This window comes from Phenylobacterium koreense (assembly GCF_040545335.1).
Classification (GTDB): domain Bacteria; phylum Pseudomonadota; class Alphaproteobacteria; order Caulobacterales; family Caulobacteraceae; genus Phenylobacterium; species Phenylobacterium koreense.
The window spans coordinates 186,044-204,660 of the sequence record NZ_JBEPLU010000002.1 but is presented as its reverse complement, the minus strand read 5'-3'; the positions used below and the strand labels follow the sequence as shown (position 1 = coordinate 204,660).

22 protein-coding genes and 1 tRNA gene are annotated in these 18,617 nt (G+C 66.4%); 5 read left to right on the top strand and 18 right to left on the bottom strand.

Annotation, left to right across the window (positions count from 1 at the left end):
- Positions 1–14: 14 nt before the first annotated feature.
- The 3 genes from ABID41_RS12775 to ABID41_RS12765 all read right to left on the bottom strand — a co-directional run bounded on the left by ABID41_RS12775 (position 15) and on the right by ABID41_RS12765 (position 3,006).
- Entirely contained in the window at positions 15–1,304 is a 1,290-nt protein-coding gene (locus ABID41_RS12775; protein WP_331932538.1) for a homoserine dehydrogenase, read from the bottom strand.
- Complete coding sequence (locus tag ABID41_RS12770) at positions 1,301–2,521, bottom strand: LL-diaminopimelate aminotransferase (RefSeq protein WP_331932539.1); 1,221 nt, start codon at positions 2,519–2,521, stop codon at positions 1,301–1,303. The genes ABID41_RS12775 and ABID41_RS12770 overlap by 4 nt, the downstream gene beginning before the upstream one ends.
- Positions 2,522–2,634: 113 nt before the next feature.
- The gene (locus ABID41_RS12765; RefSeq protein WP_331932540.1) at positions 2,635–3,006 is read right to left on the bottom strand and encodes a hypothetical protein; all 372 of its coding nucleotides are present in this window, start codon (positions 3,004–3,006) and stop codon (positions 2,635–2,637) included.
- Between the two features lie 172 nt (positions 3,007–3,178).
- Between ABID41_RS12765 and phaC the strand changes: the two genes are divergently transcribed.
- Positions 3,179–5,098 carry a class I poly(R)-hydroxyalkanoic acid synthase gene (phaC, locus tag ABID41_RS12760; RefSeq protein ID WP_331932541.1) on the top strand — a complete coding sequence of 640 codons (1,920 nt, stop codon included), beginning with the start codon at positions 3,179–3,181 and terminating at the stop codon, positions 5,096–5,098.
- 92 nt (positions 5,099–5,190) lie between these two features.
- Positions 5,191–6,144, top strand: coding sequence for an alpha/beta hydrolase (locus tag ABID41_RS12755; protein WP_331932542.1), 954 nt, complete (start codon positions 5,191–5,193; stop codon positions 6,142–6,144).
- Here ABID41_RS12755 and msrB read toward each other — a convergent pair.
- From msrB to ABID41_RS12725, 6 genes are all read right to left on the bottom strand, one after another.
- A complete protein-coding gene (gene msrB, locus ABID41_RS12750; protein WP_331932543.1) occupies positions 6,141–6,581 on the bottom strand; it encodes a peptide-methionine (R)-S-oxide reductase MsrB in 441 nt (146 codons plus the stop codon). The genes ABID41_RS12755 and msrB overlap by 4 nt on opposite strands.
- Positions 6,582–6,660: 79 nt before the next feature.
- A complete protein-coding gene (locus ABID41_RS12745; protein ID WP_354297801.1) occupies positions 6,661–7,101 on the bottom strand; it encodes a GNAT family N-acetyltransferase in 441 nt (146 codons plus the stop codon).
- Positions 7,098–8,075 carry an N-acetyl-gamma-glutamyl-phosphate reductase gene (gene argC / locus ABID41_RS12740; RefSeq protein WP_414695905.1) on the bottom strand — a complete coding sequence of 326 codons (978 nt, stop codon included), beginning with the start codon at positions 8,073–8,075 and terminating at the stop codon, positions 7,098–7,100. Before argC ends, ABID41_RS12745 begins: the two co-directional genes overlap by 4 nt.
- A gap of 82 nt (positions 8,076–8,157) precedes the next feature.
- Positions 8,158–8,628 carry a 30S ribosomal protein S9 gene (gene rpsI / locus ABID41_RS12735; RefSeq protein ID WP_331928069.1) on the bottom strand — a complete coding sequence of 157 codons (471 nt, stop codon included), beginning with the start codon at positions 8,626–8,628 and terminating at the stop codon, positions 8,158–8,160.
- Between the two features lie 5 nt (positions 8,629–8,633).
- Entirely contained in the window at positions 8,634–9,107 is a 474-nt protein-coding gene (gene rplM, locus ABID41_RS12730) for a 50S ribosomal protein L13 (RefSeq protein WP_331928067.1), read from the bottom strand.
- 157 nt (positions 9,108–9,264) lie between these two features.
- A complete protein-coding gene (locus ABID41_RS12725) occupies positions 9,265–10,296 on the bottom strand; it encodes a COX15/CtaA family protein (protein WP_331928065.1) in 1,032 nt (343 codons plus the stop codon).
- A gap of 139 nt (positions 10,297–10,435) precedes the next feature.
- Between ABID41_RS12725 and ABID41_RS12720 the strand changes: the two genes are divergently transcribed.
- Positions 10,436–10,684 (top strand): GlsB/YeaQ/YmgE family stress response membrane protein, encoded by a 249-nt coding sequence (locus ABID41_RS12720; protein WP_331928063.1) that lies wholly within the window; start codon positions 10,436–10,438, stop codon positions 10,682–10,684.
- A 41-nt stretch (positions 10,685–10,725) separates the two neighbouring features.
- Positions 10,726–10,926 carry a DUF2842 domain-containing protein gene (locus tag ABID41_RS12715; protein WP_331928061.1) on the top strand — a complete coding sequence of 67 codons (201 nt, stop codon included), beginning with the start codon at positions 10,726–10,728 and terminating at the stop codon, positions 10,924–10,926.
- A gap of 23 nt (positions 10,927–10,949) precedes the next feature.
- Here the strand turns inward: ABID41_RS12715 and ABID41_RS12710 are convergent.
- From ABID41_RS12710 to ABID41_RS12680, 7 genes are all read right to left on the bottom strand, one after another.
- A tRNA-Pro gene (locus ABID41_RS12710) sits at positions 10,950–11,026 on the bottom strand.
- Positions 11,027–11,114: 88 nt separating this feature from the next.
- Positions 11,115–11,534: a MerR family transcriptional regulator gene (locus ABID41_RS12705; protein ID WP_331928059.1), complete on the bottom strand. Its 420-nt coding sequence runs from the start codon at positions 11,532–11,534 to the stop codon at positions 11,115–11,117.
- Between the two features lie 13 nt (positions 11,535–11,547).
- Positions 11,548–11,850, bottom strand: coding sequence for an integration host factor subunit alpha (locus ABID41_RS12700; protein WP_304812003.1), 303 nt, complete (start codon positions 11,848–11,850; stop codon positions 11,548–11,550).
- A 144-nt stretch (positions 11,851–11,994) separates the two neighbouring features.
- Positions 11,995–12,972: a beta-ketoacyl-ACP synthase III gene (locus ABID41_RS12695; RefSeq protein WP_331928054.1), complete on the bottom strand. Its 978-nt coding sequence runs from the start codon at positions 12,970–12,972 to the stop codon at positions 11,995–11,997.
- On the bottom strand, positions 12,973–14,025 hold the full coding sequence (gene plsX / locus ABID41_RS12690) for a phosphate acyltransferase PlsX (protein ID WP_331928052.1): 1,053 nt from the start codon (positions 14,023–14,025) through the stop codon (positions 12,973–12,975).
- 83 nt (positions 14,026–14,108) lie between these two features.
- Positions 14,109–14,630, bottom strand: a complete 522-nt coding sequence (locus ABID41_RS12685; protein WP_331928050.1) for a YceD family protein — start codon at positions 14,628–14,630, stop codon at positions 14,109–14,111.
- The gene (locus ABID41_RS12680; RefSeq protein WP_331928048.1) at positions 14,627–15,157 is read right to left on the bottom strand and encodes a ubiquinol-cytochrome C chaperone family protein; all 531 of its coding nucleotides are present in this window, start codon (positions 15,155–15,157) and stop codon (positions 14,627–14,629) included. The genes ABID41_RS12685 and ABID41_RS12680 overlap by 4 nt, the downstream gene beginning before the upstream one ends.
- Before the next feature lie 105 nt (positions 15,158–15,262).
- Here ABID41_RS12680 and ABID41_RS12675 point away from each other — a divergent pair, with 105 nt between their 5' ends.
- Entirely contained in the window at positions 15,263–15,754 is a 492-nt protein-coding gene (locus tag ABID41_RS12675) for an outer membrane protein assembly factor BamE (protein ID WP_331928046.1), read from the top strand.
- 69 nt (positions 15,755–15,823) lie between these two features.
- Here the strand turns inward: ABID41_RS12675 and ABID41_RS12670 are convergent, their stop codons facing one another.
- Complete coding sequence (locus ABID41_RS12670) at positions 15,824–17,950, bottom strand: sodium-translocating pyrophosphatase (RefSeq protein WP_331928044.1); 2,127 nt, start codon at positions 17,948–17,950, stop codon at positions 15,824–15,826.
- 207 nt (positions 17,951–18,157) lie between these two features.
- On the bottom strand, positions 18,158–18,607 hold the full coding sequence (locus ABID41_RS12665) for a hypothetical protein (protein WP_331928042.1): 450 nt from the start codon (positions 18,605–18,607) through the stop codon (positions 18,158–18,160).
- Between the last annotated feature and the right edge of the window lie 10 nt (positions 18,608–18,617).

The window sequence follows — 18,617 nt, the reverse complement described above, 5'->3', positions numbered from 1 at the left end:
GTATTCGCAGATTCTCAGGTACGCGCGATGCGCAACAGCCGCGGGCGGTCGAGGACCGCCGGCAGGCTGGCGATCTGGTCGATGGCCGCAGTCAGGACCGCCTCGGCCACGGCGTGCGTGGTCAGAACGATCGGCACGCCATCGGCGTTCTCCACCGGCTTCTGCAGGAAGCTCTCGATGGAGACCCCCGCCCCGGCCAGGGTCTCGGAGACCGCGGCGATGACGCCGGGCTCGTCCTTGACCAGGAAGCGCAGATAGGCCCGGGTGGTGGACCTGGCCGGGTCGATCGGCACGAAGGGCGTCAGAACCGCAGCCGGACGCTGGAAGACCGGCCGGGCCGCGCGGGTCATCACGTCGGCGATGTCCGCCGCCACGGCCGCGGCGGTCGGACCGGAGCCCGCGCCCGGCCCCTGGATGAAGATCCGGCCGATCCGGATCCCCTCGATAAACAGCGCGTTGAGCGCCCCGCCGGCCTGAGCCAGCGGGTGGTTCTGCGCCACCAGCGTCGGATGCACTCGCACCAGAACGCCTTCTTCCGAGCGGTCGGCGGAGGCGATCAACTTGATCTTGTAGCCGAGGTCCTTGGCAAGCTGGATGTCCAGCAGCGCGACCTGATCGATGCCCTCAATCTCGGCAGCCGCGTAGTTCGGCGCGCAGCCAAAGGCCAGAGCCGCGAGGATCGAGATCTTGTGCGCGGCGTCGAAGCCGCCGACATCCATCGTCGGGTCGGCTTCGGCATAGCCGAGCCGCTGGGCTTCCGAGAGGACGTCGGCGAACGAGCGCCCGCCGGAGTCCATTTCCGACAGGATGTAGTTGCAGGTGCCGTTGAGGATGCCGGCCACCGACTTCACGTCGTCGCCGACCATCGCCTCGCGCAGCATCTTGACCGCCGGCGTGCCCCCCATCACGGCGGCCTCGAACAGCAGCGGTACGCCCTTGGCCTCGGCCAGGGCGGCGAGCTCGGCCCCGTGCTCAGCGATGAGGGCCTTGTTGGCGGTCACGACCGGCTTGCCAGCGTTCAGCGCCGCCTCGACGGCGGCCTTGGCCGGACCGTCGGAGCCGCCGATGAGTTCGACGAAGATGTCGTTGTCCGGTGAGGTCGCCAGGGCGACCGGATCGTCGAACCACGGCAGGTTCGAAATATCGAACGGGCGCGGACGCGAGCGCGAGCGCGCTGAGACGCCCGTCACCACGGCCCGGCCGCCGGCTGGGGCGAAATCAGGCGCTTCAGCCAGGAAGTTCAGCAGTCCGCCGCCAACCGTGCCCAGTCCCGCGACGCCGACGCGCCACTCCGTCTTACTCATTGCGCAGCCATATTGTTATGGGCCCGGGCGAGAATCTCGTCCGCATTGGCCAGGAACTTCTTCACATTGCGAGCCGCCTGCCGAATCCGGTGCTCGTTTTCCACCAGGCCGACCCGCACGTAACCTTCACCATATTCGCCGAATCCGACGCCCGGCGCCACCGCGACGCCCGCCTCCTCGATGAGCAGCTTCGAGAAGAGCAGCGAGCCGGCCTCCCGGAACTTCTCGGGGACAGGCGCCCATGCGAACATGGAGGCCGGCGGCGAGGGAATATCCCAGCCCGCACGCGCCATGGACTCGACCAGGGTGTCGCGACGCGACTTGTAGATGCCGCGGATTTCCTCGACGCAATCCTGCGGACCGTTCAGCGCCGCCGCGGCCGCCACCTGGATCGGCGTATAGGCGCCATAGTCCAGATAGGATTTCACCCGCGCCAGGGCCGCACAGATGCGGGCGTTGCCGACCACCATGCCGACGCGCCAGCCAGCCATGGCGTAGGTCTTCGAGAGCGAATTGACCTCGACCGCGATCTCCTTGGCGCCTTCGACCTGCAGCACGGAGGGCGGGGGATTGTCGTCGAAATAGATCTCGGAATAGGCGATGTCCGAGATGACCAGCATCTCATGCTTCCGCGCCAGGGCGATCGCTTCCTTGTAGAAGTCGAGGTCGACGCACTGCGCCGTCGGGTTCGACGGATAGGAGAGGATCAAGACGCTGGGCGGCGGCGCCGAGTGCTTCACGGCGCGGCTGACACCGGCGAGGTATTCCTCCGGCGACTGCGCAGGCACATGCCGGATGACCCCTCCGGCCATGATAAAGCCGTAGGCGTGGATCGGATAGGCCGGGTTCGGGCAGACGATGACGTCGCCGGGAGCGGTCAGCGCCTGGGCGAGGTTGGCGAAGCCTTCCTTGGAGCCCAGGGTGGCGATGACCTCGCTGTCCGGGTCGAGGCTCACGCCGAAGCGGCGCTTGTAATAGCCGGCCATGGCCTTGCGCAGACCAGCGATGCCCTTGGAGGCCGAGTACCGCCCGGCCTTGGGGTCCCGCGCGGTCTCGATCATCTTCTCGACGATATGCTTGGGGGTCGGCATGTCAGGATTGCCCATGCCGAAGTCGATGATGTCGACGCCGTCAGCGCGAAGCCGCGCCTTGATGCGGTTCACCTCTTCGAGGACGTAGGGCGGCAGGCGACGAATACGATGGAATTCGGGAGTCATTTAGAGCTCTGGCCGCGACGCTCGCGACGTTAGGGAGCCAAAGTCGCGCATGGATAGCCTCCCGGCGGGGGCCAGCCAAGCAGGTTCGAGATGATGAGCCCCCGCCGACCGCGCTATCTGGGCGGCGGAGGCGGTGTAGCTCGCTCCCGGAGCTGACGCGCGAAAGCCTCGGTGGCCGGCGTCGTGCTGGTGGTGTCGATGGTCGGGCCGGCCTGGGTGCGGGCGCGCGCGGCGAAGGCCGCAGTGCCTTGCAGGGTCCAAGTGTTGTCGGCGGTGGCGCGCTCGAGCTGCGCGCCCGCCGTCTTGAGCTGGGCGACCTGCCGCCCCCACTCGGCCACCGGCCGCTGATCGGTCGGCACGGGCGGAATGTCGGCGAAGGTCGGGAATGGCCGCCGCACGCTCGCCATCTGCTCGACCTCCGCGGCGACCGGCGAGTTGGGATCGACCTGGGCGGTGGCGAACGGATTGGCGCAACCGGCGAGCAAGACAGCCAGACTTACGCATCCGACGACCGCTCCAGCGGAGCGTCGGGCCTGCGGACGAGCGAAAAGTCGAAGCAGCGCGTTCATTTCCACACCGGTCTTATGCCATGATCGGCTTGGGCGAAAGAGCGTCGAGGCGCCGGCGCTCCAACGACGCGTGAGGAGGAACTGCGGGATGAGCGACCAGACGGCGGCCCCGACCAAGTCGAAGGCGAAGCGGAAGCCTCGCGCCGCCAAGGCCGCCGCGGCAACCACGCTCAAGCCAGCCTCCGAGCCCCAGGCCGAGCCTGCGCCCGTCCCCTCCCCGATCGAGCAGCTCAGCGCCGACCAGCGGAAGGTCCTGGAAGAGCTTTCCGCCAACCTCGCCCGCGCGGCCCTGACAGCCCAGGGCGCCATCGCCGAGGCCGCCCTGCGTCAGGCCGAGCGCCCGGCGGGCCTCCAGCCCGATCCGTTCCACGTGGCCCCAGCGCTGACCGACGTGATGGGGCGGCTCATCGCCCAGCCGGAGCGGTTGGTTCGAGCCCAGGCCGACCTGTTTCAACGCTATCTCGAACTCTGGCAGCGCGCCGCGCGGCGCGCTGGCGGTGAGAGCGTCGAGCCGGTCGTTCAACCTGAGAAGGGCGACAAGCGCTTCACCGATCCCGAGTGGGCCGACAATCCGGTCTTCGACGTCATCAAGCAGTCCTACCTGCTGACGTCGAACTGGCTGAACAGCCTGGTGGCCGAGGTCGATGGCGTCGATCAGATGACCAAGCGGCGGGTCGAATTCTTCATGAAGATGCTGACCGACGCCTTCTCGCCGTCGAACTTCCTGGCCTCGAACCCGGTCGCTCTCCGCGAGGCGATGCAAAGCCGCGGCGAATCCCTGGTGAAGGGGATGGAGAATTTCGCCGAGGATCTGGCCCGGGGCGGCGGCCAGCTCGCCATCAGCCAGACCGACTACGCCATGTTCAAGATCGGCGAGAACGTCGCCACGGCGCCAGGAAAGGTCGTCTTCCAGAACGACATCCTGCAACTGCTGCAGTTCGCCCCGACCACGGAGCAGGTCTACGAGGTCCCGCTGCTGATCTTCCCGCCCTGGATCAACAAGTTCTACATCCTCGACCTGCGGCCCGAGAACTCGATGATCCGCTGGCTGACGGACCAGGGCTTCACGGTCTTCGTCGCATCCTGGGTCAATCCGGATATCGAGTTGGCTGGAAAGACCTTCGAAGACTACATGCGCGAGGGCATCTATGCAGCCACCGAGGCCGCGATGCGTCAGTCCGGGACCGAGCGCGTCAACACGGTGGGCTACTGCATCGGCGGCACCCTGCTGTCGGCCACCCTCGCGCACATGGCCGCGGCCAAGGACGAACGAATCTCGTCGGCGACCTTCTTTGCCGCCCAGCAGGACTTCGCCGAGGCCGGCGACCTCCTGCTCTTCACCAGCGAGGACTGGCTGGCGGCTCTAGAGCAGCAGATGGACGCCGCAGGCGGCGTGCTCTCGGGCCAGGCCATGGCCGAGACGTTCAACGCCCTGCGCGCCAACGACCTCATCTGGTCGTTCTTCGTGAACAACTACCTTCTGGGCAAGGAGCCAAAACCCTTCGACCTGCTGTTCTGGAACTCGGACCAGACCCGCATGCCCAAGGCGCTCCACCTCTTCTATCTGCGCAAATTCTACAGCGAAAACGCACTGGCCAAGGGCGAACTGACGCTCGACAACGTCAAGCTCGATCTCAGCCAGGTGAAGATCCCGATCTATGTGCAGTCGTCGAAGGAGGACCACATCGCTCCTGCCCGCTCGGTCTATCGCGGCGCGCGACTGTTCGGCGGGCCCGTGACCTTCACGCTCGCAGGTTCGGGCCACATCGCCGGCGTTATCAATGCGCCGGCCGCCAAGAAGTACCAGCACTGGACCAACAATCAGTTGCCGACCTCGGTCGAAGAATGGATGGGCGGAGCCGTCGAGACGCCCGGCTCCTGGTGGCCGCACTGGGCCGAATGGCTCAAGGCCAAGTCCGGCGGGCTCGTCCCGGCCCGAGACCCCGCCAAGGGTGTGTTGCCTTCGCTGGAAGACGCGCCCGGCAGCTACGTCAAGGTGAAGTCGTAAGGCCAAACCCCCGCCACGCTCGTCGAGCGCAGCGTTGATAACAGCGGCACCAGCGCGTGTTAGATGTCCCCTGGAGGCGAGTCGGGGATTCCATGCTGAAGACTATCCTGCTCTGTCTCGGAGCCTTGCTCGCCCTGTGGATCGGCGTGGGGCTGGTTATCGTGGCGCTCGCCGGGCCATTCGAACCCAGCGGGCGGTTCGTCGATATCGGCGGACGCAAGCTGCGCTTGGTCTGCCAGGGGCCGAAGTCCGACAAGCCGGTCATCTGGATGGAGGCCGGCGCCTGGGGGCTGGCCGCAGACTTCGCGGCGATCCAGCAACGCCTCACCGAGCGCGGCCTGCGCTCCTGCGCCTACGACCGCGCCGGCATGGGCTTCTCCGACCCGGGGCCGAAGCCACGCGACAGTTCCGCCATCGTCTCGGATCTCGCCAAGCTGATCGCCGCCTCAGGCGAGCCTGGGCCCTTTATCTTCATGGCTCATTCGATGGCCGGGCAGCACGTTCGGCTCTATGCCGGCAGCCATCCGGACCAGGTCGCCGGTCTCGTGCTACTCGAGGCGACAACGCCTGAGATGATGCAGAACCCGCAGGCCGAGAAATTCCTGCATGGCGTCCAGACGCTCGCACGGGCCTCCGCGGTCGCCGGAACGCTGGGGCTTTCGAAGATCGCCTATTACTGGGGCGAGCACATCGGCCTGCCGCCACAGGGCCAGGCTGAGAAGCGCCACGCCTTCGTTTCCGGCCGCCATGCCCGTACCGCCGCCGATGAGGTGATGGTCTGGCCGCAGGGCGCTGTCGAGGCGGCCAGGGTCACGCTCGATCCGAAGTGGCCGGTCGCGGTCATCACGGCCGGAGATCGGCGCGCCATGTCCGCCTGGAACGTCGCCCGCCGCGCCCCCGAGCGGAACTCACGCGCCGGCTATTACGAGAACGAGCCGGCCGCCGGGCATGCCACTTTGTTGGGCCTCACCCATTCGGACGCCGTACTGCGCGGCGTCGATTACGTCCTGAAGGCGCTCGGCTACCAGCCGGCGTCGACGTCCTAGGTCGGGATGAATCTCAGGGCGTCGCCGTTGTTGCAGTAGCGCAGGCCCGTGGGCCGCGGGCCGTCCGGGAAGACATGGCCTTGGTGCCCGAGGCAGCGGGCGCAGTGATACTCGGTTCGGGCGACGCCGATCTTGTGGTCGGTCTTCTTGCCCAGCGAGCCTTTGATGTAGGTGTAGAAGCTGGGCCAGCCGGTGCCGCTCTCGAACTTCCAGTCCGATTTGAAGAGCGGCAGGGCGCAGCCGGCGCAGGCATAGGTCCCTCGCCGCTTCTCCCGGTTCAGCGGGCTTGTGCCAGCGAGTTCGGTCCCCTCCCGGCGCAGGACATTGTAGGTCCCAGCGTCGAGCCGCTTGCGCCACTCGGCGTCGCTCAGCTTGCGCCATGGTGAGGCCGCATAGGGATCGGTCGCGCCCAGCGCCATTCCCGGCGCTGCGACCAATGCCGATCCTGTCAGAAATACACGTCGATCGATCCTGTTCATAGGAAGATACGATGCCCTTCCAAGCCAGGATGCAAGCTTAGCCGCCCGGCCACTCGTAGCGGGCGTCCGGCTCCTTTTCGCGGTTGCCTGCGCCGTCGGTCAGCTCGACCAGTCGCCAGCCGCGGCTTTCGTAGAAGCGCCGCGCGCGAGTGTTCTTCTGGAAGGTCCAGAGGAAGCGCGGCGTCCCGTCCTCCAGGGCCTTCGCCAGCAGGGCTGGGCCTACGCCCTGCGCTTGATGGTCTGGCAGCACATAGAGATGCTCCACCCAGCCGGGATGGAAGGCGACATAACCCACCGGCGCGCCGCCCTCGTCGGCCACCCAGACCTCGTTCTCGGCGAACAGGACATTCGCGAAGAATTCAAGGATGCCAGGGCCGAACGGCTCGGCCGGCAGGAAAGGCAGCGAAACGCGGTTCGCGTCCCACTGGATGCGGGCGCAGGCGGCCGATTCATCGGCTCGCGCCCGCCGCAGGATCACAGCCCTGAGCCCTCCGGCAGGCCCAGCATGATATTGAGGTTCTGGACCGCCGCACCTGAAGCGCCCTTGCCGAGGTTGTCGAGCAGAGCCACCAGCCGCGCCTGTTTGCGCTCGGCGTTACCGAAGACGAAGAGACGCATGCGGTTGCTGCCGTTCAAGGCCTCCGGATCGAGCTCGGCCACATGGCCGGCCGCCCCTGCCCGCGCCTTCTGCAGGCTGGCGCATTCCTCGGCCGAGGCCACCTCGACGAAGGTCTCGCCTTCATAGGCAGCGGCCAGGGCGGAGCGCAGGTCCTCGGGATTCGGCTGGCCGGGCAACGACCAGAGCTGCAGCGGAACCTCGACGATCATGCCCTGGGCGTAGCGCCCGACCGCAGGCGCGAAGAGCGGCGGGTGTTCCAGGCCGCCATAGACCTGCATCTCACCCAGATGCTTGTGCTGGAGCGTCAGGCCGTAGGTGCGGAAGGCGTCGGTCGCCGGCTCATCGCCCTCGAATTCGGCGATCAGACCCTTGCCGCCGCCGGAGTAGCCGGAAATCGCATTGACCGTCACCGGCCAGTCCCGCGGCAGCAGGCCTGCCGCGGTCAGCGGCCTGACCAGGCCGATGAAGCCGGTGGGATAGCAGCCCGGATTGCTCACCCGGGTCGATTCCGCAATGGCGCCCCGCTGAGCCTTGTCCATCTCGGCGAAGCCATAGGTCCAGCCCGGCGCTGTCCGATAGGCGGTCGAGGCGTCGACGACCTTGACGGCGTTGGAACTGATCAGGCTCACAGCCTCCTTCGCCGCCTCGTCCGGCAGGCAGAGGACGACGGCGTCCACGCTGTTCAGCAGTTCGGCCCGGGCCGCGGCGTCCTTGCGCCTTGCAGGATCGATGGAGACGACTTCCAGGTCACGCCGGCCCTCCAGGCGCTGACGGATCTGCAACCCGGTCGTGCCGGCTTCGCCATCGATGAAGACTGTGTGTGCCATCTGCAAACTCCGCCATGCGGTAAGGCAAAAAGAAAGGGCGCTTCGGCTTCCCGAAGCGCCCTCCCAAACGCGATTGCTCGCGCAGCTATTAGCGCTTCGAGAACTGGAAGCTGCGGCGAGCCTTAGCCCGGCCGTACTTCTTACGCTCGACGACGCGGCTGTCGCGGGTCAGGAAGCCGTGCGGCTTCAGAACCGGACGCAGGCCCGGCTCGTAATAGGTCAGAGCCTTCGACAGGCCGTGACGGATGGCGCCGGCCTGGCCAGACAGGCCCGAGCCGTGCACCGAAACGATCACGTCGAACTGGCCGAGGCGGTCGGTGACCTGCAGCGGCTGAGCGATCATCATGCGCAGAACCGGGCGAGCGAAGTACACTTCCTGGTCGCGGCCGTTGATGGTGATCGAACCCTTGCCCGGCTTGATCCAAACGCGAGCGACGGCGTTCTTCCGCTTGCCGGTGGCGTAGGCGCGGCCTTGGGCGTCGATCTTCGGCTCGGCCGGCGCGACTTGCGGGTTGGACGAGAGGCCTTGCAGGGCCTCGAAACCTTGGGTCTCGGACATCTGTCTTACAGGCTCCGCACGTTCTTGGCGTTCAGCGAGGCGAACGCGATGGTCTCGGGGTTTTGCGCCTCGTGCGGGTGCTCGCCGCTGTTGTAGATGCGCAGGTGCGTCATCTGCTTGCGGGCCAGAGGGCTTTCCTTGGGCAGCATGCGCTCAACGGCTTTTTCCAGGATGCGCTCGGGATACTTGCCGCCGAGGATCTTGTCCGCGGTGCGCTCCTTGATGCCGCCCGGATAGCCGGTGTGCCAGTAGTACTTCTTGTCGGTCAGCTTGGCGCCGGTGAACTTCACCTTGTCGGCGTTGACCACGACGACATAGTCGCCGCAATCGACGTGCGGGGTGTAGTCCGGGCGGTGCTTGCCGCGAAGACGCATGGCGATGAACGAGGCGAGACGGCCGACCACGGCGTTCTCAGCGTCGATCACGATCCACTTCTTCTCGACGTCGGCGGGCTTCAGAGAAGCCGTCGTCTTCATCATGGGAACGGGTCCGTTAAGTTGGCGGGACAGAACGGTCCCGGCGAAGGCGCGGCTAGTACTGTTCCTGGCGGGGCCTGTCAACACCGATTGCGTGCGGCATCGCGCAAACCGTTATTTCACAAGGCTTTGCCGCGCTAGGTAATATAATACCGCGCGCTTATGGACGACGAACGCGCCATGCGAAGGCCACCGCGACGGCCAGGACCAGGGCCGCGGCCACCTGATGGGCCATGCCAAGGCCGATCGGCACCGCGAAGACCAGGGTCGTCACGCCCAGCAGGGCCTGGAGAACGACCACCACGCCTACCGCTGAGCCCAACGCCTTGGCCTCGAACGGCAGATAGGACGACCTGTTCGCCGCCCACGCGGTCAGCAGGCCGATGACGGTCAGCAGATAGGCCACGACGCGGTGATTGAACTGCACCGCCGCCTGGCTGTGCGCGATGGTCGCCCAAAGCCCGTCGCCTGCGTAGTCACGCGGGAACAGCGCGCCGTTCATCAGCGGCCAGTCGTTATAGATCAGCCCGGCGTCGTTGCCGGCCACCAGCGCACCCAAGAGGATCTGCAGGAAGATCAGCCCTATGAGCGCGATGGAGCCCCCGCTCCACGGGCTCGGCACTTTCTGGCGCGGCGCGCCGGCCCAGGCGTCGAGCGCCGTCCAGACCAGAGCCGCAAGCAGGGCGAAGGCGAGGCCGAGGTGGATCGCCAGGCGCTCGGGAGCCACGGAGACCCGCTCGGAAAGCCCACTGGCCACCATCCACCAGCCCACCGCGCCTTGCAGGCCGCCCAGGACGAACAGACCAAGGCAGCGGACGATCAATCGACGGGGCAGTTGCCTGCGGATCAGGAAATAGACGAACGGCGCGGCGAACACGAAGCCGACCAGTCGCCCCAGCAACCGGTGGCTCCACTCCCACCAGTAGATGGTCTTGAACTCCGCCAGGCTCATGCCCCGGTTCACCTGCTGGTACTGCGGAATCTCCTTGTACCTGGCGAACTCGTCGGCCCAATCCCGCGCCGACATGGGCGGCAGCGCGCCGGTCACCGGCTTCCACTGGGTAATGGAGAGGCCCGAATCCGTCAGGCGGGTCGCCCCTCCGACGACAACCATGGCCAGCACCAGGGCGGCCACGACGAAAAGCCAGATCGCAACCGGACGCGACCGATCTGAACGGAGAAACGAAGTCATGTCTTACGAGGCGTAGCTCTTTCGGAACATTCGTGCAGCGTTCCGCTATCGGAGATCGACGCCAAGGTCCATGCCGGGGCGACGGAACCACGGAAGCTTGACCGCATTTGGTTAGCGAGACTCAACCGGAGGGCTTCATATGCAAGGCGTCGGTATCATTGGGTGGATCGTTATCGGCATCGCTGCCGGCTTCGTGGCCGAGAAGGTCATGAAACGGGACCATGGCCTGCTGACCAACCTTCTTGTCGGCGTGGTCGGCGCCCTGCTGGGCGGTTGGATCGCCAGCCTGCTCAACATCGGCTTCGGCGGGTGGATCGGAAGCTTCGTCGTCGCCACGATCGGCGCGATCATCCTGCTGTTCCTGCTCGGCATGATCAAGCGGCGCTAGCGCCTAGTGACGGACGCCGCCTCGGCGCCTATAGGCAGGGCATGAGCGCACGCGTCCGTAAATTCATCGGCGGCATTGGCATCGTCGTCTTCCTGGGGTTCTACGCCTGGGCGTTGACGATGATCGGGGAGCGCTTGCCTGACCACTGGGCCGCGCAGCTCGCCTTCTATGGGATCGGCGGTCTGGCCTGGGGGATTCCAATCCTGCCCCTCATCTCCTGGATGAACCGCGGACGGCTATAGGGCGTTAGTGGGAAATTCGCCGATGGTCGGAGCGACAGGATTCGAACCTGCGACCCCTTGACCCCCAGTCAAGTGCGCTACCAGGCTGCGCCACGCTCCGACATCGGCGAGCGGCTCTTCTAACCGCTTGCGCTCGCCGGGCAAGCTGAATCTCAACAAAGGCGATACGAAGGTGATCGCCGTCCTGGTCAGGACCGCTTGAGCAGGGCGTCGAGCCGCTGCTTTGCGCCTTCCAGATCGTCGAGGGCCGCGCCCAGGCGTTCGCGCCCCTCTTCGGTGAGCTTGCTCCCGCTGAGGCCCGCCCGATCCTCGTCCATCCCCGCCGGCGCCGACAGGTCGCCCTCTCCGGCGGCCACGAGACGCCTGAGACCCTGTTCCTTGTGCAGCTTCTGGACGCCCTTGATCGTATAGCCCGCGTCGTGCAGCAGGGTCCGCACGCCGCGCAGGATGGCGATGTCCTGCGGGCGGTAGAAGCGCCGGCCCCCGGCGCGCTTCATCGGGCGAATAAAGGAGAACTTGGTCTCCCAGAACCGCAGCACGTGCTGCGGCACGTTCAGCTCGTCGGCGGCTTCCGAGATCGTACGAAAGGCGTCCGGGCCCTTGGCCACGAGCCTGCCTTCCTCACTTCGCGAGGGCGCGGTCCACCCGCGCCTTCATGACCTGCGAGGCCCGAAAGCCGATGACCCGGCGCGGTTCGATCGCGGCGGGCTCTCCGGTCTTCGGGTTGCGCCCCATCCGGGCGCGCTTGGCGCGGACTTGGAAGACGCCGAATCCGGACAGCTTCACCTGCTCGCCCTTCTCGAGGGCCTGAGCCATCAGCTCCAACGTCCTCTCGACCAGCTCGGAGCAATCTTGGCGAGTCAGCCCCACTTCCTCATGAACCGCCTCGCACAGGTCGGCCCGTGTCACCGTAGCGCCTTTCATGAACGCCCCTACCCCGGAAAAACACCGATAACTTGTTATATCGACTTTTCGTCATGACCTGAATGTCGCATCAGGTCAAAGACTTCAAGGCAATCTCCACCCTCGCGCCTTAGGAGCGAGGACGCAAGCGTCGCCTTTTTCACCTTACAGGCGAAGGACGCAGGCGCCCCAGGTGAGACCGCCTCCCATGGCCTCCAGTAGCAGGACCTGGCCAGGCTTGATCAGGCCTTCGTCCACGCCCTTAGCCCAGGCCAGCGGGATGGAGGCGGCCGAGGTGTTGGCGTGCTCGGCGACCGTCGAGATCACCTTGCCCTCCTCGATGCCCACCCGACGCGCCACGCCTTCGAGGATGCGCTGGTTGGCCTGGTGCGGGATGAACCAGTCCACGTCGGCGATCTCGATCCCGGCGTCCGTCGCGGCGGCGAAGATCGCCTCGGAAATATTCACCACGGCGTGGCGGAAGACCTGGTTGCCCTGCATGCGCAGGTGGCCGACCTTGCCGGTCGAAACACCGCCGTCGACATAGAGCAGGTCCTGCTTGGTCCCATCGGCGCGCAGGGCGAAGCCGAGCAGGCCGCGGTCGGCCGTAGTCCCCTCCCCTTCCTGCGGCTCCAGCACCACGGCGCCGGCCCCATCGCCGAACAGCACGCAGGTGCCGCGGTCGGTCCAGTCCATGAGCCGGGTCATGGTCTCGGCGCCGATGACCAGCGCGCACTTGGAGCGACCACGCGCGACGAACCCGTCGGCGGTGGAGAGCGCGTAGACGAAGCCCGAGCACACGGCCTGGACGTCGAAGGCGATCCCCACGGGGCATCCGAGCTTGCGCTGCACGATCGTCGCCGTGGCCGGAAAGGTCAGGTCCGGCGTGGTGGTCGCCACCACGATCAGGTCGATGTCGGCCGGCGTCTTGCCCGCCGCGGCCAGGGCCCGCTTGGCGGCCTCGACCGCCAGGTCGGACACCAACTGGCCCTCGGCCGCACGATGGCGCTGGTGAATGCCAGTGCGCTCGACAATCCATTCGTCCGAGGTGTCGACGATCTTGGCCAGGTCGTTGTTGGTGACGACCTCGTCGGGCAGATAGCCTCCGACCCCCGTCACAACGCTACGCAGAACTTTCGTCACTCAGGCGGCTCCATCCACAGCCGGCGGCTGCTGTTCGGCGACCGCGGCGGTCAGCCGGGTCATGTTCCGTTCGATTTCAGTAGCGAAGTCGCTTTGGGCGAGCTTCGCAGCCATGCGGATCGCCGCGGCGATGTCCCGCGCCGACGCTCCTCCATGGCTCTTCACCACCACGCCATTGAGGCCAAGCAGCGGCGCTGCGGCGTCGGGGCTAAGCTTTTCGCGGAATTTCATCAAGCCGGATCGCGCCAGCAACGCGCCCAGCTTGGCTGCCAGCGATCCGGTCAGCGCTCCGCGCAGTTCGCCGCCGATGTAGCGCGCGGCGCCCTCGGCGGTCTTCAGCGCGACATTGCCCGTGAAGCCATCGGTGACGACCACGTCGACCTTGTTCTGGAAGAGCTCGTCGCCTTCCACGAAACCCCGATAGTCGATGTCGAACTTGCCGCTGCGCAGGATCGCATTGGCCTGGCGCACCTCTTCGTGGCCCTTCATCTCCTCGGAGCCGACATTGAGCAGCCCGACCGTCGGCTTGGCCATGCCGTGGGCCGCGCGGTGAAACGCCTCGCCCAGGATGGCGAACTCGACCAGCCGCTCTGCGTCGCAATCCACATTGGCGCCGACGTCGAGCACGGTGGTGACGCCACTGACGCCCGGCCACTGAACCACCAGGCAAGGCCGCTCGACGTCCACGCTCATGCGCAGAATCAGCAGTGAGATGGCCATCAAGGCGCCGGTGTTCCCCGCCGACACGGCGGCGGCGGCCTCTCCGCCCTTCACCGACTCGATCGCGGCCCACATCGAGGTGCCCTTTCCGCGACGCAGCGCCTGGGCAGGCTTCTCGTCCATGGCGACGACGCGGTCGGCGTGCCGAATCTCGACGCGATCCTTCAGCCCTGCATGTTTGGCGAGCTCGGCGACGATCGCCGTCTCGTCCCCATGCAGCAGGAAGCGCAGGCCACCAGCCTCGGTGGCCGCCTGCGCCACTCCGGGCACGACGACGGATGGGCCATGGTCGCCGCCCATAGCATCAACTGAAATGACCAGGGATTTCGTCACGACGCGCGCCACCTCTTACAGCGAAGCGCCGCAAGTCGAGGGCAGGATACAAGCGAGGCGCCCTGATGCAACCTCAGAGCAGATCATGCATCTTTGTCCTTCAAGTTCCGTAGGACGGCGAATGGAGATTCCTCCTTCACCTCGGGCTCGTACTCGAATGTGACGCCGGGCTTGCGCGGAAACGGATCTATCTCCAGCGCCAGGTGCTCGGTCAGATAGGCGGCCAAGTCGATGTCGTCGCTGGCGAGCATGTCCGGCGGCTCGGGAGCCTCGAGATCGAACTCGACCTCGGAGCCGGGCGATTCAACCGGCGCGTTGGGACTGCCCGCGGGAACCACCTTCACGTCTATGTCGCCGGAAAGATCCGTCTCGAACGGGTCGAGGCTGATTCCGCAAATCTGCTCCACGCGCGCCTCGAACCGGCCGACGATCTCTGCGCCGTCCAGCCACGGTCTCACAGTGAGTCGGCCCCTGAAGAGCGGAAGGCTCTCGATTCCCAGGTCGCGCGCGATCTCCGCACGAGTCGTATCGTCGGGGGCGAGATCGACGTTCACCGCCCCGCGCGAAACGTCCGACAGCCGGACGACGTGACGCCAGCCGCTCATGCCGCGCTCCATTCGGCCTGGCCTTCCAACAGCCGATCGAGCTTCTGGCCCGCGAGTTCGGCGCGCTTCTGGACGATGTAGTCGGCCAGCTTGGCCACGTTTTCCGCGCCGCCCTGAGCGTAGACGGTCCGCCCTAGCAACGCCTGCAGATGATCGGTCTGTGGGAGGGCCGCAAAAGCCGACTCATAGGATTTCACCCGGCCGTAGAAGGCTTCGCCAAGCTTGCGCATCTTCTTGCCGACCGAGAGGTCGCCCACGCCCATTTCGCGCAGCGCATCGTCAAGTGCGCTCAGATAGGTGTCGAACAGGGCCTGGGAGGTCTCAGAGGCCCGCGAACCCTGCCCCCGCAGCCGATCCAGCAGCAGGAAGACGTGGGCCGTATAGAGTTCGAAGCGTCCCTCGACTGTGTCGGGGACGCCATAGGATTCGTAAAGCGCAGGCGTCCGCGCCTGAGCGACAACGCCTGCATAGAGCTTTTGCCCCATCGCCAAGGTCGTTCGGGGGCGGAAGAAGCGGTCAAGGAACATATCGGCCTCGATTTCGCCGTCAGGCGCAGATACAGGCGGCATTGAACTAAGGGGCCGCGAGCGATAGGTCAAAGCCTCCAAGATTTTAACAGGTCCGGTTCGCACATGTTTCGCCGCGTCGCCTATGTCGCATTCGCCGCCGGCCTGCTGGGCTCGGTCGCCGCCTGTGCGCCAATCACCACCTATTCCGGCTTTCAGGCCATCGAGGCCAACCCCAAGGACGTGAAGGTCGGCACCGACACCAAGTCGACCGTGCGCGCCAGCCTCGGCTCGCCCTCCGCCACCTCGACCTTCGATCCGAACGTCTGGTTCTACATCGACCAGGTGAAGCAGCGCGTGGCCTTCCGCCGCCCGGTCATCACCTCGCGTCACGTTGTCGCCGTAACCTTCGACAAGGAGACGGAGGTCGTGAAGAACGTCGACACCCTGAGCCTGAAGGATGGCAAGGTCATCGCGTTCAACGGCCGCGAAACGCCGACCCGCGGCCGCGAGCTGACCATCCTCGAGCAGTTGCTCGGCAACGTCGGACGCGGCGGGATGCTACCGCCCTCCGAAGACGAGCAGGTCCCCGGCGGACGTCCGGGCGACCGGCGCTAAAAAGCCTCACAACGAAACAAACCCCGGAGATTGCTCTCCGGGGCTTTTTCTTGTCGTTGACCGACGTCCTTAGCTGACGGCGCTGTGAGCGAGCACGGCCAGCAGCAGCAGGGCGACGATGTTGGTGATCTTGATCATCGGGTTCACCGCCGGGCCGGCGGTGTCCTTGTAGGGATCGCCGACGGTGTCGCCGGTGACCGCCGCCTTGTGGGCGTCGGACCCCTTGCCGCCATGGTGGCCTTCCTCGATCAGCTTCTTGGCGTTGTCCCAGGCGCCGCCGCCCGAAGTCATCGAGATCGCCACGAAGAGGCCGGTGACGATGACGCCCATCAGCATGGCGCCGAGGCTGGCGAAAGCGTTCACCTTGCCGGCGATCATGTTGATCACGAAGAACAGCACGATCGGCGAGAAGACCGGCAGCAGCGAAGGAACGATCATCTCCTTGATCGCCGCGCGGGTCAGGATGTCCACGGCCTTGCCGTACTCAGGCTTGACCTCCCCGGTCATGATGCCCGGGTTTTCCTTGAACTGACGGCGCACCTCGGCGACCACCGACTCCGCCGCCCGGCCGACGGCGGTCATCGAAAGCCCGCCGAACAGGAAGGGCAGCAGGCCGCCGACCAACAGGCCGACCACCACGTAGGGATTGGAAAGGTCGAAGGCGACGGCGCCGAGACCGTCGAAGAAGGATCCCGGCGTCGCATTGGCCGCGAAGTAGCGCAGGTCCTCGGTGTAGGCCGCGAACAGCACGAGGGCGCCCAGGCCCGCCGAACCGATCGCGTAGCCTTTGGTGACCGCCTTGGTGGTGTTGCCGACCGCGTCGAGGGCGTCGGTGGTGACCCGAACCTCCGGCGGCAGGCCAGCCATTTCGGCGATGCCGCCCGCGTTGTCCGTGACCGGACCGAAGGCGTCGAGGGCGACGATCACCCCGGCCAGCGACAGCATGGAGGTCGTGGCGATGGCGATCCCGAACAGGCCCGCCAGGCTGTAGGTGACAATGATGCCGACCACGATGACCAGCGCCGGCGCCGCGGTCGATTCCAGCGACATGGCCAGGCCCTGGATGACGTTGGTGCCGTGACCGGAGACCGAAGCCTTGGCGACCGACTTCACCGGCCGGAAGCCCGTGCCCGTGTAGTATTCGGTGATCACCACGATCAGGGCGGTGACGACCAGGCCCGTCACGCCGCACCAGAAGAGGTTCATGGCGTCGAAGGTCTTGTCGCCGACCGTGACCGGCGCCGTGACCAGCGAGGTGACGACCCAGTAGATCGCCGCGATCGAAAGGACGCCGGTGATGATCAGGCCCTGGTAGAGCGCGCCCATGATGTTGTTGGACTTGCCCAGGCGCACGCCGAAGGTGCCGATGATTGAGGTGACGATGCAGACCCCGCAGATAGCCAGCGGCAGCAGCATCATCGAGCCGACGACCTCCGTCCCGCGGAAGAAGATGGCGGCGAGCACCATGGTCGCGACCGTGGTCACCGCGTAGGTTTCGAAGAGGTCGGCGGCCATGCCGGCGCAATCGCCGACGTTGTCGCCCACATTGTCCGCGATGGTCGCGGCGTTGCGGGGATCGTCCTCGGGAATGCCGGCCTCGACCTTGCCCACCATGTCGCCGCCCACGTCGGCACCCTTGGTGAAGATGCCCCCGCCGAGACGGGCGAAGATCGAGATCAGCGAGGCGCCGAAGCCCAGGGCGACAAGCGAGTCGACCACTTCGCGGCTGGTGTTCTCGTGGCCCAGCGGCCCGACCAGGAAAGCGTAGTAGCCCGACACGCCGACCAGGGCGAAGCCGGCGACCAGCATCCCGGTGATGGCGCCGGACTGGAAGGCCAGCGACAGGCCCCGCGCCAGCCCCTCGGACGAGGCCTGGGCGGTACGGACGTTGGCTCGCACCGAGATCAACATCCCGATGAAGCCGGCCGAACCGGAAAGAATGGCGCCGATGGCGAAGCCCACGGCCGCCAGCGGTCCAATCAGGACGGCCGCGAGGATCAGAACGACCACGCCGACGATGGCGATGGCGGTGTATTGTCGGCGGAGATAAGCCTGCGCGCCTTCTTGGATCGCCGCGGCGATCTCCTGCATGCGCGCGCTCCCCGGAGAAGCACGTAACAACTGCGCCGTTCGGACGATGCCGTAGAGCACCGCCAACAAGCCAGCGGCGATCACCAGCGTAAGCGTAAGACTCATGTTCTAAGCGCCCCTATCGATTGCACGAAACGCCGCTCACCGCCCACGATTGGACGGCGTTCGACGTCCAGGCCCTGTCGTTTTTTCCCTAGGTGGGAGCTGCGTTGGTCCGCGGCTCCTTATTAGTGGTCGAGACGTTGCCAGTTGTAACCGACGCGCGCAACGGCCCGTTGACCACGGTTACGCCGCGGCGCCTCAGGGATTGTCCTAGGGTTGGATCTCCGCGCGCGGCGGACGCGGGACGCGCGGAGGAAGGCCGAGCCTCTGCTTGGGGGTCTGGGACATCAGCGTGACGGCCTTGACGCTCCGGCCGCCGATCGCCGCGGCCTCGCGATAGAAGGCCGCCGCCAGGCGAGGCGCATCGACGCTCACATAGTCCTTTGGACTGGTGAACGAGATCCGGTTGCACAGCCGCGCCAGGGCGTCGCGGAAATAGGGCTCCTTGGCCCGCCACCTGGCCGGGTCGACGCCTGGCATCAGTTGCACGCGCATGACCACGAAGACGTAGTTCACGATCCGCCCGTCCGCCAAAATGGGGACGGCCACCGGCGTCACGTCCACGTACTGCGCGATCGCGGCCAACTTTTCCTCGGCCGCCAGCGCGGGCGCTGCGTAGGCGGCGGCAAGGCTGGCGATCAGAACCTGGCGGCGAAGCATGCCGACCACC

What these genes read in the sequence shown, in the direction of transcription:
- ABID41_RS12775 (WP_331932538.1), bottom strand. Translation starts at nt 1,304, where the DNA reads ATGAGTAAGACGGAGTGGCGCGTCGGCGTCGCGGGACTGGGCACGGTT.
- ABID41_RS12770 (WP_331932539.1), bottom strand. Translation starts at nt 2,521, where the DNA reads ATGACTCCCGAATTCCATCGTATTCGTCGCCTGCCGCCCTACGTCCTC.
- phaC (WP_331932541.1), top strand. Translation starts at nt 3,179, where the DNA reads ATGAGCGACCAGACGGCGGCCCCGACCAAGTCGAAGGCGAAGCGGAAG.
- ABID41_RS12755 (WP_331932542.1), top strand. Translation starts at nt 5,191, where the DNA reads ATGCTGAAGACTATCCTGCTCTGTCTCGGAGCCTTGCTCGCCCTGTGG.
- rpsI (WP_331928069.1), bottom strand. Translation starts at nt 8,628, where the DNA reads ATGTCCGAGACCCAAGGTTTCGAGGCCCTGCAAGGCCTCTCGTCCAAC.
- rplM (WP_331928067.1), bottom strand. Translation starts at nt 9,107, where the DNA reads ATGATGAAGACGACGGCTTCTCTGAAGCCCGCCGACGTCGAGAAGAAG.
- ABID41_RS12725 (WP_331928065.1), bottom strand. Translation starts at nt 10,296, where the DNA reads ATGACTTCGTTTCTCCGTTCAGATCGGTCGCGTCCGGTTGCGATCTGG.
- ABID41_RS12720 (WP_331928063.1), top strand. Translation starts at nt 10,436, where the DNA reads ATGCAAGGCGTCGGTATCATTGGGTGGATCGTTATCGGCATCGCTGCC.
- ABID41_RS12715 (WP_331928061.1), top strand. Translation starts at nt 10,726, where the DNA reads ATGAGCGCACGCGTCCGTAAATTCATCGGCGGCATTGGCATCGTCGTC.
- ABID41_RS12700 (WP_304812003.1), bottom strand. Translation starts at nt 11,850, where the DNA reads ATGAAAGGCGCTACGGTGACACGGGCCGACCTGTGCGAGGCGGTTCAT.
- ABID41_RS12685 (WP_331928050.1), bottom strand. Translation starts at nt 14,630, where the DNA reads ATGAGCGGCTGGCGTCACGTCGTCCGGCTGTCGGACGTTTCGCGCGGG.
- ABID41_RS12680 (WP_331928048.1), bottom strand. Translation starts at nt 15,157, where the DNA reads ATGTTCCTTGACCGCTTCTTCCGCCCCCGAACGACCTTGGCGATGGGG.
- ABID41_RS12675 (WP_331928046.1), top strand. Translation starts at nt 15,263, where the DNA reads ATGTTTCGCCGCGTCGCCTATGTCGCATTCGCCGCCGGCCTGCTGGGC.
- ABID41_RS12670 (WP_331928044.1), bottom strand. Translation starts at nt 17,950, where the DNA reads ATGAGTCTTACGCTTACGCTGGTGATCGCCGCTGGCTTGTTGGCGGTG.
- ABID41_RS12665 (WP_331928042.1), bottom strand. Translation starts at nt 18,607, where the DNA reads ATGCTTCGCCGCCAGGTTCTGATCGCCAGCCTTGCCGCCGCCTACGCA.